The following is an 11392-nucleotide window of genomic DNA, read 5'->3' as shown; positions in this document are numbered from 1 at the left end:
GGTCGGTGTGAGCGGATCAGTATGCACCCTCGGCCCGAAAGGTCGCGGTGATTGTCTTGATGAAAATCTTGATGTCGAGCACCAGCGATCGGTTCTTCACGTACTCCACATCAAAGTCGTTTGTCTCGAGAAACGAGAGATTCCCGCGCCCATTGATCTGCGCAAGTCCCGTGATCCCGGGTTTGACGTCGAGCTTCTTCAGATGTTGGGCGGAGTAGTAGCGGATGTTCTCCGTGATGTCCGGGCGGGGACCGATGAGATGCATGTCGCCTTTCAGGACGTTGAGAAAGTTCGGCAGCTCATCCAGGCTGGTGCGCCGCAACCATTTTCCGACCCTGGTCAATCGCGGATCGTCGAGGAGCGCCCGACCGTCCGGGCGCAGTTGTGCTCCATTCGACTTTCGACCAACGAGGACCTTGATCGGCAGTTGCTCCAGCTCCTCCGAGGAATACCGGTACGTGTAGAGTTCCGGATAGAGCAGACGGGCATTGGCATACATGGAACGGAACTTATAGAGGGTAAAAGGCTTCCCGAATCGGTTTTCTCGCCGGCGGTCCGGCCCCTCGTACGGTTGTGAAGCCTTTCGACGATTCAGGCCGATCCTGACGTGCTTGAAGAGCACGGGGCCGGAAGAGTCGAGCTTGATGACGACGGCGATCGCCGTCATGAGCGGCGCGAACACTACCAGCGCGGCGACCGCAATAATGAGCTCCAATGCGCGCCGTATCACCCGATATCCCAGGCCGTCCCCCTTGAAACCCAACTGTGATCGGCATGCCGTAGGACCGGACGGCTGGTTCAGTTCCGTGTCGGACTCTGCAAGATACCGCTCGGCTATTTCAAAAGGCTGCCTCGTGTCCATAGGCTTTCCGAGCGCCCCTTGCCTCGACTCTTTGATGGGTACCTGAAGCACGTCTTACTCCTCGGTCATCCCTACACCGCCGACCCATCCCGATGTGGCGCGACCAGGTTCCCGGCCAACAGCAAGGAATCGAAGGTCCCAGCGTCCGTCCACCAACCTTCCAGGACATCCCAACTCATCTGGCCGCGCTCGATGTACACGTTGTTGACATCGGTGATCTCCAACTCCCCCCGCCCTGACGGTTGAAGCGTCCGAATAATGTCGAAGACCTGATGGTCGTAAAAGTAGACGCCGGTGACGGCAAAAGACGATTTCGGCTCCCGTGGCTTCTCTTCGATCCGAACGACCCGGTCCCCTTGCACGACGGCTACTCCGAACCGCTGTGGGTCCTTGACCTCCTTCAAGAGGATCCGTGCCCCTTCGCCCTGCGCCTCGAAGGCCCGAACCGAAGTCGCAATGTCCCGCTCGAGAATGTTGTCCCCCAGCATGACGCACATCTTGTCCTTGCCAATGAAGAACTCGGCGAGCCGCAGGGCGGCCGCGATCCCTCCTTCTCCTTCTTGGTAGGTGTAATTCAAATGCTTGAGCCCGAAATCCCTTCCGTTCCCAAGCAGCTTCAAGAAATCTCCGGCGTTCCTCCCGCCCGTGACGAGGAGGATGTCGGTAATGCCCGCTCGGACGAGCGTCTGGATCGGGTAATGAATCATCGGACGGTCATAGACCTGGAGCAGATGCTTGTTGGTGACCTTGGTCAGCGGGTACAACCGTGTGCCCAATCCTCCGGCCAAGATCACGCCTTTCATCGAACATCCTCCTTCGTCACTCCCCATGCCGGGGCAGGTTTCAGCACCAGGACCGGTTCCCGGCGGCCGAGCAGGACGGACATCATCGGGCCGCTCAGCGCCGATGTCACGAGTGCCAGCACGATGAACGCGACGAGCAGATTCTCACCGATGAACCCATGCTGGAAGGCGAGCGTGCCGAAGATGATTTGCATCACGCCCCCGGCGTTCATTCCAAAGCCAACCGCCCATGCTTCCCGTTGAGGCATCCCACCGAGGTGCGCACCCAGCGTCGTGGCAAAAATCCGGCTCACGGAGCAGAGCACGACGACCAAGGCGATGAGCTGGAGGTCGAAGTGTGCGGCGAAGTTGACTCGAAGGCCGATCGAGGCGAAATAGATGGGGGCAAAAAAGTTCAGGACGAACTGTCGGATGATATCCCGCGCCTGACCGTCCATGAACTTGGAATCACCGATTGCGATCCCGGCAAGGAACGCACCGAAAATTGAATGGATACCGATCGCCTCCGTCGCAGCCGCACTGACGAGCGACAACATCAGCACCAGCCCGAGAACGCCTCCGGGCCACGTGAGATGCTTTCGGACCGAGTTGAGGACGCGATCGATGAGCCATCGGCCGATCGTGAGCACCAAGACCGTAAAACAGACGGTCTGAACGACGATGCGGACCGCGCTGCCGGCGGAAAACGTCGTTGCGCCGGCCAACCCGAGAAGCACCGAAAAGACGACCCACCCGGAAAGATCGAGCAGCATCGCCGACGTCATGATGGTGGTCCCAATCTTGTTTTTCAGGAGATTGAGATCCATGAGCGTACGGGCGACGACCGGAAGGCCGCAAATCGTGAAGGCTGTGCCGAAGAAGAGCGCAAACAGCGTCAGGTGGTAGGAGTCGCCTTCAAAACCGAACAACTGCGGAGGCAAGAACCATCCCGCTGCAGCGCCCGAAATGAACGGAATGAGAAAACCGAGGACGCTGACCCAGAGGGAACCTCGTACCTGGTGTCGAACGTGAGAGAGCTCGATCTCGAGACCGGCGACAAAGAGCAGCAAGGATGCTGAGAGAACGTTGAACCCCTCCAACACCGTCCACGCGCCATTCTCGGGCAGGAGCCATTCCGAAAATTCCGGGGAGAGATAACCAAGGACCGCCGGTCCGAGCAGGATGCCGCCGAAGATCTCGCCGAGAATCGCCGGCTGGTTGAGTTTGAGCGCCAACTCACCCAGCAGCCTCGCCGCTCCCAAGAGGACCGCGGCACCTAAAAAGAAGGCGATGATTTCGTGCGACTGAAGGGGTGGCATGGAGGACGCGGATCCTGATTTTTGCTCACACCAGTAGCAAGTTGCGCTCTTATACACAATCCCTCATTGGAGCGTATATCCTCCATTAGTAGGAGACTTTGGCGGCAAAAGGAGTAACGAGAAAACCGGGATAGCCGACGCGAATTTTTCGACTTCGAAGGACTAGTACAACGGGGGAGCGGTGTAGGTACTCAAGGGCCAGCTACCTAAGTGATTTGACCAGCCATGAGCGCTGAGTTCGGCGACCGACTTCGGAATGAGCGGTGGACGACGACAATCGAGATTGAGTGGGAAAACTCGACTCGCGATGTCATCTGGCAAGCGGCCGCCTACCTGACGGCACCCAGCGGGTCGACGGGAGAGGGAATACAGCTCAGGAGGAGGACGGGGAACCGGCGAGGGTCTGACCGATGCGGGCCAGCAAGGTCTTGAGGTCGAACGGCTTGCGCAGAACGGGCCATTGGGACTCAACGAGGCCCAGCCGCTTGAGATTCTCGTCGGAATGACCCGAAAACAAGATCGCCTTCATAGCCGGACGCAGGTCGACGACACTTCGCATCAGCTCCAGCCCATTGGCCGGTTGTCCGCCGGCGCCCGGAGTTTCTTCGGCACCGATCGGTACCAACCCTAAATCGGTCAACAAGAGATCGATGATCCCCTCGTAGGACCGGCACAACCGAAGCGCCTCCTCCGCATCAGCGGCGGTCAATACGTGAAATCCGTGCGCCCGAAGGCCGTTGCTGAGAATCAAGCGAATCGAGGGATGATCGTCGACCAGAAGAATCGTCTCGCTTCTCGCGGGTCCCGCGGTCGTCGCAGGAGCTTGGCTGATCGTTTTGATGTCCATGATACGGGCATCCTTTATTAAGAAGTGTGAAGAACACGAAAGCCGGCCCTAGAGCCGGCCATGGTTGGCGCTCGGCTCGATGATCGGAAACTGAGCGCCACAGGAGCTGCAGACACGATTGCCGGTGGAGGTACCGGCGAAGCCGATTTCCCGCTCGAGGTCCGAATGTACACACGGCAAGTTACCGAGCTCGCGCCACAACTGTCGCAGACCCTCCGCCACACTCTCTTTCATAATCCCTCCTGAAATGCTCCGGCGTGCTCACCAGTCGTTCGCTGAGGAGAAGATAGCAGGCGCCGATCTGCTGGCTATAGAGCAGAAGTCTTACGACTTCGTCCGTCTTGGAGAGAGGAACGGAACTCGACGGCTTGGCTCGTTTGAACATTTACTTGAGATAGCCTTCGGCCGTAGTTGATTCATTGCTCTCATCTCGACTTGACTGAAACCCATTGAAATGTAACCATTGGATACATCCGGGAAAGACATGGAGCCGCGCATCGCCTACTTTCACATCCCTTCACTGGGCATCGCCCTGCTGCAACAGCAGGATCCGTCACTGCGGAATCGGCCGATCGCGGTGGCCTCAACGCACAGTGCCCGTGCCCGTCTTCGTGACGTCTCATCGACCGCCGTGAAAGACGGCCTACGCGCAGGTATGACGGTCGGGCTGGCCCGGCGGCTGTGCCCGGCGCTTCGCCTTTTCCCTCCCGATCCCCATAGCGTCCTCGCCGCGCACACCGGTATGCAGGCGGTCATGGCGCGGTTCACTCCCGTCTGGGAGCCGCGGCACCCGGGTCATTTTTTTCTGGACCTGACCGGCACGCACCGACTCTTCGGCGCGGCGATCGACGCGGCGACCCGCATCGAACGCGAGGTGCGCGCCCGGTACGGCTTCTCGGGCGTCCTGGGGCTGGGCCGCAACAAGCTCGTCTCCCATCTCGCCGCCACGGTCGTCGAGCCGCCGCATCTCTATGAAGTACGGCCGGGCTCCGAAGAACCGTTTCTCGCACCGACTCCGGTCGCGCTTGTGAATCATGTTCGCACAGCGTTCGCCGAAGAAACGCTGGAGCGATTGGAAGAGCTCAATCTGCGGACCTTGGGAGCGATCGCCGGTGTGGCCCTCCCTCACCTCGAAGTTGCGCTCGGTCCCCCGGCCCGCTTGTTGTACGACTGGGCGCACGGCATCGATCGGTCGCCGGTCCTTCCGCCGGTGCGCCAACTCCGCCTCGAACGCTCGATCACGGCCGTTCCGGAGGAGATCGATGACGGCCGCATCCTCGGCCTCCTTTACGGCGCCCTCGAGCAGCTCTGTCGAGCCCTACGCCGTCAGCCATGCCTGTGCGGACGCCTGCGCCTCACCATCCGGCATAGCGATCACGTGGAGGTGCGCGCATGCCGGAGCCTCGCGTCGCCGACCTGTTGGGAATCGGAGCTCTACCCCGTCCTCACCCAGCTCCTCGACCGAGCCTTCCGGCGCCGAATCAGAATTCGGACGTTGACGCTCGCCGCCGAAGCCGTGACGCCCGGTACCGAGGTATTCGGCGCGCAACTGGCCTTGTTCGATCCGGACCCGGAAGCGGGAATTCGGCGGCGGGAGCGATCCCGGCGGCTTTCGACGGCGCTGGACCACCTGCGCGATCGTTTCGGGGATCGGGCCGTGCAGTGGGGAAGGGTGATGTCGCTCGGCACACACGAGGAGGGCGACCGGCCACAGCATTCACCGTCATGCTCGCATGACCTGTAGGGATCATGCCGTCTTTCGTGCATCTTCACGCGCATTCCGAATACTCCCCGATGCAGGGCGTCTCCTCGATCGAGGCGCTCTGCGAGACGGCACGTGCCCACGGCGCCGCGATGCTGGCGCTCACCGATACGAACGGTCTCTATGGCGCCATCCGGTTTCTCGACGTCGCCCGTCAGGTGGGCCTCCGGCCGATCCTTGGGGCCGAGCTGACGGCCGGCGCCCATCGAGCCCTCCTCCTCGCCAAAACACCGGACGGCTACGCGAACCTCTGCCGGCTCTTGTCGCAACGCCACGGCGACCCCGCCTTCTCCGTCATCCCCGCGACCGCCCGCTCTCGGCACGGCATGATCCTCGTCACCGATGACGAGGCGGCGCTCACGGCGTGGATGAACGAGTCGCCGGAGGACCTCTATGTCGAAGTCTCCCCGGGAGACGGCATGGCTCAGGCCGTCGCGTTGAGCCGGCGCACCGGGTTGCCGATGGTGGCGACGAATCGTGTGCACTTCGTCCGTCCCGACGGATTCGTGGTCCACCGGCTGCTCCGCGCCATTGCCCTCAACACCACACTCGCGCGGCTTCCGCAGCAGGCCTGTTGCGCCCCGAACCGATGGTTGATGCCGCGCGCCGCTCTCGAACGGCGCCTGCCGCACCTGCCCGAGGCCCTGGACAACACCCTTCGGATCGCCGAGCGCTGCCATACCGACTGGAGCTTCCGCGACACGATCTTTCCGGCCTTCCGCCGGCTCCGCGATGAAGACGCGTTCGCACTCCTCCGTGAAAAGACCTATGCCGGCGCCAGCCGGCGTTATCCTCGAATCACCGATGAGATCCGCACGCGTCTGGAGCGGGAGCTCCGTGTGATCCATGAGCAACGCTTCGCGCACTATTTTCTCGTGGTCGAGGACATCGTCGGTCGTGTTCCCCGCACGTGCGGGCGCGGCTCCGTCGCCGCCTCGGTTGTCTCGTACTGTCTCGGGATCACGCATGTCGATCCGATTCAGCATCGCCTCTTCTTCGAGCGCTTTCTGAACCCCGGTCGAACGGACCCTCCGGACATCGATATCGATTTCCCGTGGGACGAGCGGGATGCGGTCATTCAGCAGGTGTTCGAGCAGTACGGCGGCGAGCAGGCCGCGATGGTCGCCAATCACAACAGCCTCGGCTTGCGCGGCGCCCTACGGGAAGTCGCCAAAGTCTTCGGCATCCCCGCGGCGGAGATCGGCCGTATCTCCTCACTGGTGCTGCGCCGCAAAGATTTCCTCCGGTTCGAGGCGGTCCCGACGGCCGCGGAATGGGCCGCCCGGATCGCGCGGGCGCTCCAACTCGACGCGCCTTGGCCGGAGATCCTTCGCCTCGCCGTGCTCGTCCAAGGCCACCTCCGCCATCTGTCGGTCCACTGCGGCGGCGTCGTGATCGTGCCGAACGACATCCAACGCTACGTGCCCGTCGAGATCGCGGCAAAAGGCGTCCCGGTGATTCAATGGGAAAAGGAGCAGACCGAGGAAGCGGGGCTCGTCAAGATCGATCTGTTGGGCAATCGCTCGCTGGCCGTCATCCGCGACGCCCTGGCGGCCATCGAACGGCACACGGGCCGGCGTCTCGACTATGCCGCCTGGGATCCGATTCACGATCCGGCTACGCAGGCGCTGATCTGCCGAGGCGACACGATCGGCTGCTTTTACATCGAATCGCCGGCCACTCGGCTCCTCCTCAAAAAGCTCTGGGGCGGCATGCCCGCGGACCGGCGCGCCCGCGCCGACGTCTTCGACTATCTCGTCATGGTCTCCTCGCTCGTGCGTCCGGCCAGCAATGCCTTCGTGGACGACTTCATCCGCCGGGCGCACGGAGCCGCGTTCACTCACCTGCATGAGCGGCTGATCCCCATTCTCGAGGACACTCACGGGATCATGGTCTACCAGGAAGACGTGACGAGGGTCGCGATGGCGCTCGCGGGGTTCTCCGTCGAAGATGCGGATCAGCTACGGAAGGTCATCAGCAAGAAACACAAAGCCCGGCAGCTGCGCGACTACTACGCCCAATTTTGCGACGGAGCCGCGCAACGGGGCGTGCCCCCTTCGACGATCGCCCGCGTCTGGGAGATGATCATGAGCTTCGCCGGCTACAGCTTCTGCAAGCCTCATTCGGCCAGCTACGCCCAGGTTTCGTTCAAGTGCGCCTACTTGCGCGCCCACTACCCGGCCGAATTCCTCGCCGCCGTCATCAGCAATCAAGGCGGGTTTTATTCCACCTTTGCCTATCTGTCGGAAGCCCGGCGCATGGGCCTGACCATTCTGCCGCCCGACGTCAATGTGAGTGACTGGCGGTATACCGGCGCGGGGCGCTGCATTCGGGTCGGCCTCATGCAGATCAAGACCCTCACCCGCGCGCTGGCCGATCGGATCACCGCCGCACGCGACGCCGGCGGCCCGTTCCGCTCCTTGTCGGATTTTCTCGAGCGGGTGCAGCCGGAGCCGGCGCAGGCCCGGCTGCTGATCAAGGCCGGGGCCTGCGACTCGATCGCCGGCGAGCTCACCCGGCCGGCGCTCCTCTGGCGCCTCTATGCCGGCCGGCATGCGACGGCCGATCTGCCCGTTCCCGAGGACTACTCGGAGGAGCAGAAGCTGGTGCACGAAATCGAGACACTCGGCCTGCTCGTCAGTCGTCACCCGCTCGAGCGCTACGAGGCCCAGCTCAGCCGCCTCCGCCGCATCGACGCCTGCGATCTGCCGCGTTACGTCGGTCGGTCGGTGACGCTGATCGGCTGGCTGATCACCGAAAAGCTGGCGGAAACCAAAGACGGCCTGCCGATGGAGTTCGCGACGTTCGAAGACCGGACCGCCCTGTACGATGCCACACTCTTTCCCGAGGTCTACCGCCGGCGCTGCCATCTGCTCGTTTCGGATCGCGCCTACGTGATCACCGGTCTCGTCGAGTCGCAGTTCGGCACGGTGACGGTGACGGTGCGAGACCTACAGCCGATCGAGGTGGCGGACCGACCACTGCGGCACCCCCTGTCGGCCGACCTGCACGAATCCGGCGTGGTATGGTGAGCCATGACGGCTCGGAAGCCCGAACGCTCGGCCGCCGCGTTCATCCCGGCGACCCGCACCCTCCCTGCCCTGCGGGAGGCGGCGAAGCACTGCACCGGATGCGATCTCTACGAGCGCGCGACCCAAACGGTGTTCGGCGAAGGGACGGCCCACGCCCGGGTCATGTTGGTCGGCGAACAGCCCGGCGATCAAGAAGATCTGGCCGGTCATCCGTTCGTAGGACCGGCCGGCCGCATGCTGGACAAGGCGCTCGCAGAAGTCGGGATCGCGCGGGATCAGGTCTACGTCACGAACGCCGTGAAGCACTTCAAATGGGAGCCGCAGGGCAAACGGCGCAAGCACAAGCGGCCCTCGGCCGCCGAAATCGCCGCCTGCCGTCCCTGGCTCGATGCCGAAGTGGACCTCGTTCGACCGGCCATCCTCGTCTGCCTCGGCGTCACCGCGGCACAATCGGTGGTGAATCGGACCGTCCGGCTCAACGAAGCGAGAGGACGCTTCATGGTCACGCCCTATGCGCGCGACACGTTCGTCACCATCCATCCCTCCGCCATCTATCGCTATCCCGAACGGGCGCAGCAGGAGGCGGAATATCTGCGGTTCGTCGAGGACCTCCGGCTCGTCAAGCGCAAACTCGACGGGCTCCCAACCCGGCGTTGACATGCCACGCGAGCACGACGGCGACCTGCATGGAAGCGTCCCCGACAAGGCGGGCACCTGCCTGCTGATCATCGACATGATCAACACCTTCGGCTTTGCCGACGGCGAGGCCTTGCTGGGGCGGGCGCTGCGTGCGGCTCGAGCCGCCGCCGCGTTGAAGCGCCGAGCCAAAGCGGCCGGCATCCCGGTGATCTACGTCAACGACAACTTCGGCCAGTGGCGGTCGGACTTCCGAACGCTGCTCGCACACTGCCTGAGCGAGGGATGCCGGGGGCGGACGATCGCCCAGATCCTTCAGCCCGAGGGGGACGACTATTTCGTCCTCAAGCCCAAGCATTCCGGCTTCTTTGCCACCCCGCTCGAGCTCTTGCTCACCGTGCTCCATGCCAAGCGCCTCATCCTCACCGGCGTGGCCGGAAACAGTTGCATCCTGCACACGGCCGCCGACGCCTATATGCGCGACTATGTCTTGGTGGTCCCTGAGGATTGTGTGGCGTCCGCGACTCTCCACGCAAACCGAGCGGCCTTGGAGCACATGCGCACGATGCTCAAAGCGGACACGACGCCTTCGCCGGTCCTCCGTCTCGACGCTCGCCCTCCGGCAGCCGGCAGCCCGTCTCTCACCCGGTCGGCCACGCGTCCCGCGCGGTCGCTCAGCCGTCCCAGCTCTGAATCAGGCGACCATAAAACTGGATGAGCCGCGTGTAATCGTCGATACTCAGGCATTCATCGGTCCCGTGGATCCGGGGCGGGTCGCCGGGCGCCAAAGAGATCGGGAGGAAGCGGTAGACGGGTCCGGTGAGGGGTTGATAATGCCGCGCGTCGGTGGCGCCGAGGACGAGGCCGGGGGCCACGACGACGTCGGGGAAGACCTCGGTGACCGTCCGCTGCAGCGCGGCGAACGCGGCGGAATCCACGGGAGACTCAGGTGAAGGTTCGCTCGCCAAGGTGCCCACGCTGCGGATCGTCACCCGGGAGTCTGCGACGACGCGTTGAAGGTGATCGAACGCCGCTTGGATCCGGTCCTCAGGATGGACACGGACGTTGACGAGGGCCCTGGCCCGTGGGGCGAGCACGTTTTCCTTGGCGCTCGCCTCGAGCATCGTCGGAGCGAAGGTGGTCCGGATGAGCGCCCGCGTCGGCGGCCTCGTGTCGAGCACGCGCACGATGGCCGGCTCGAACAGCCACCGATTGGCAAGCACGAGGCGCCGCCACCAGGGCAACTCCGGAGCCAAGAAGTCGAAGAATTGCGCGGCGGGGCCCTCCAGGTGAGCCGCCATCGCCTCGGCTTCCACCCGGCGGATCGCGGCAGCCAAGATACCGACACTCGTCTCCCGTGGCGGCATCGACGCGTGCCCTCCTTCGCCCTGCGCCGCCAACTCGAACGTGACATAGCCCTTCTCGGCGATACCGACCGCCGCCACCGGTCGGTCCACGCCGGGGACCAGGCCTCGGAGGATCGCCATCCCTTCATCGAGCACGATCGCCGGTCGCACGCCGCGGCGGAGGAGATGGGCCGCGATCTCTTTCGCCCCCGCTTCTCCGCCGATCTCCTCGTCATGCCCGAATGCGAGCAGGACGGTTCGCCTCGGTGTCACCCCGTCCCGCACGAGCAGCTCGATGGCTTCAAGCGGCCCGCACACGGCCGGCTTGTCGTCCATCGTTCCGCGTCCCCACACGAACCCGTCGGCGACCACGCCGGCGAACGGCGGCTGCGTCCACTCACGCTCGGTCCCCGGCTCCACGGGCACGACGTCCAGGTGGCCCAACAGAAGGATGGGAGCCAGAGACGGATCAGACCCCGGCCAGGTGTAGAGAAGACTGTAGCGCCCGACGACCTCTCTCTCGAGCACCCGATGAGAAGCGGGAAAGGCTCGGCTCAAGTAGTCGTGCAGGGCGAGAAACGCCGTTCTGTCCGATTCCGCCGGGTCCTGGTACGAAATCGTCTTGAACCGAACGGCGGCAGCCAAGCGTTCCGCGGCCGCGTGCCCATCGATCCGAATCAGGGGAACTTGAACCGGTGGAAGCTGTCGCGACACCACGGTCAAGGCCCGACCGGCGAGCACGAGACCGAGCACAACGACGGTGATCACGAGCCACTGGATCGCCCGACCGATCATGCCCCCTCCGC

Annotated in this window: 10 protein-coding genes; 4 read left to right on the top strand and 6 right to left on the bottom strand. The window is 63.6% G+C overall.

From position 1 onward, the window contains the following. Positions 1-16: 16 nt before the first annotated feature. The 5 genes from ACWHYV_RS10585 to ACWHYV_RS10565 all read right to left on the bottom strand — a co-directional run bounded on the left by ACWHYV_RS10585 (position 17) and on the right by ACWHYV_RS10565 (position 4044). Positions 17-913: a sugar transferase gene (locus tag ACWHYV_RS10585; protein ID WP_447980606.1), complete on the bottom strand. Its 897-nt coding sequence runs from the start codon at positions 911-913 to the stop codon at positions 17-19. A 20-nt stretch (positions 914-933) separates the two neighbouring features. Beyond that, positions 934-1665, bottom strand: coding sequence for a sugar phosphate nucleotidyltransferase (locus tag ACWHYV_RS10580; RefSeq protein ID WP_447980605.1), 732 nt, complete (start codon positions 1663-1665; stop codon positions 934-936). Continuing rightward, positions 1662-2963 (bottom strand): cation:proton antiporter, encoded by a 1302-nt coding sequence (locus tag ACWHYV_RS10575; RefSeq protein ID WP_447980604.1) that lies wholly within the window; start codon positions 2961-2963, stop codon positions 1662-1664. Before ACWHYV_RS10575 ends, ACWHYV_RS10580 begins: the two co-directional genes overlap by 4 nt. A 373-nt stretch (positions 2964-3336) precedes the next feature. After that, positions 3337-3810, bottom strand: coding sequence for a response regulator (locus ACWHYV_RS10570; RefSeq protein WP_447980603.1), 474 nt, complete (start codon positions 3808-3810; stop codon positions 3337-3339). A 48-nt stretch (positions 3811-3858) separates the two neighbouring features. After that, the gene (locus ACWHYV_RS10565; protein ID WP_447980602.1) at positions 3859-4044 is read right to left on the bottom strand and encodes a hypothetical protein; all 186 of its coding nucleotides are present in this window, start codon (positions 4042-4044) and stop codon (positions 3859-3861) included. 250 nt (positions 4045-4294) lie between these two features. Between ACWHYV_RS10565 and ACWHYV_RS10560 the strand changes: the two genes are divergently transcribed. Genes ACWHYV_RS10560 through ACWHYV_RS10545 form a run of 4 tightly spaced genes read left to right on the top strand, consistent with a single transcriptional unit; the run spans position 4295 to position 9958 of the window. Continuing rightward, positions 4295-5554, top strand: a complete 1260-nt coding sequence (locus ACWHYV_RS10560; RefSeq protein WP_447980601.1) for a DNA polymerase Y family protein — start codon at positions 4295-4297, stop codon at positions 5552-5554. Between the two features lie 5 nt (positions 5555-5559). Next, positions 5560-8604: a DNA polymerase III subunit alpha gene (locus tag ACWHYV_RS10555; RefSeq protein WP_447980600.1), complete on the top strand. Its 3045-nt coding sequence runs from the start codon at positions 5560-5562 to the stop codon at positions 8602-8604. A gap of 3 nt (positions 8605-8607) precedes the next feature. Further along, a complete protein-coding gene (locus ACWHYV_RS10550; protein WP_447980599.1) occupies positions 8608-9261 on the top strand; it encodes a UdgX family uracil-DNA binding protein in 654 nt (217 codons plus the stop codon). Between the two features lies 1 nt (position 9262). Then, positions 9263-9958, top strand: a complete 696-nt coding sequence (locus tag ACWHYV_RS10545) for a cysteine hydrolase family protein (RefSeq protein WP_447980598.1) — start codon at positions 9263-9265, stop codon at positions 9956-9958. Here the strand turns inward: ACWHYV_RS10545 and ACWHYV_RS10540 are convergent. Then, entirely contained in the window at positions 9915-11381 is a 1467-nt protein-coding gene (locus ACWHYV_RS10540; RefSeq protein WP_447980597.1) for a M20 family peptidase, read from the bottom strand. The genes ACWHYV_RS10545 and ACWHYV_RS10540 overlap by 44 nt on opposite strands. Positions 11382-11392 lie beyond the last annotated feature (11 nt).

This window comes from Candidatus Nitrospira bockiana, assembly GCF_965152565.1.
The sequence above is the reverse complement of the archived record's forward strand: the minus strand, read 5'-3'. Positions and strand labels throughout refer to the sequence as shown.

Excerpts from the sequence above, each read along its gene's own strand:
- ACWHYV_RS10580 (WP_447980605.1), bottom strand. The coding sequence starts at position 1,665 with ATGAAAGGCGTGATCTTGGCCGGAGGATTGGGCACACGGTTGTACCCG.
- ACWHYV_RS10575 (WP_447980604.1), bottom strand. The coding sequence starts at position 2,963 with ATGCCACCCCTTCAGTCGCACGAAATCATCGCCTTCTTTTTAGGTGCC.
- ACWHYV_RS10570 (WP_447980603.1), bottom strand. The coding sequence starts at position 3,810 with ATGGACATCAAAACGATCAGCCAAGCTCCTGCGACGACCGCGGGACCC.
- ACWHYV_RS10565 (WP_447980602.1), bottom strand. The coding sequence starts at position 4,044 with ATGAAAGAGAGTGTGGCGGAGGGTCTGCGACAGTTGTGGCGCGAGCTC.
- ACWHYV_RS10560 (WP_447980601.1), top strand. The coding sequence starts at position 4,295 with ATGGAGCCGCGCATCGCCTACTTTCACATCCCTTCACTGGGCATCGCC.
- ACWHYV_RS10555 (WP_447980600.1), top strand. The coding sequence starts at position 5,560 with ATGCCGTCTTTCGTGCATCTTCACGCGCATTCCGAATACTCCCCGATG.
- ACWHYV_RS10550 (WP_447980599.1), top strand. The coding sequence starts at position 8,608 with ATGACGGCTCGGAAGCCCGAACGCTCGGCCGCCGCGTTCATCCCGGCG.
- ACWHYV_RS10545 (WP_447980598.1), top strand. The coding sequence starts at position 9,263 with ATGCCACGCGAGCACGACGGCGACCTGCATGGAAGCGTCCCCGACAAG.
- ACWHYV_RS10540 (WP_447980597.1), bottom strand. The coding sequence starts at position 11,381 with ATGATCGGTCGGGCGATCCAGTGGCTCGTGATCACCGTCGTTGTGCTC.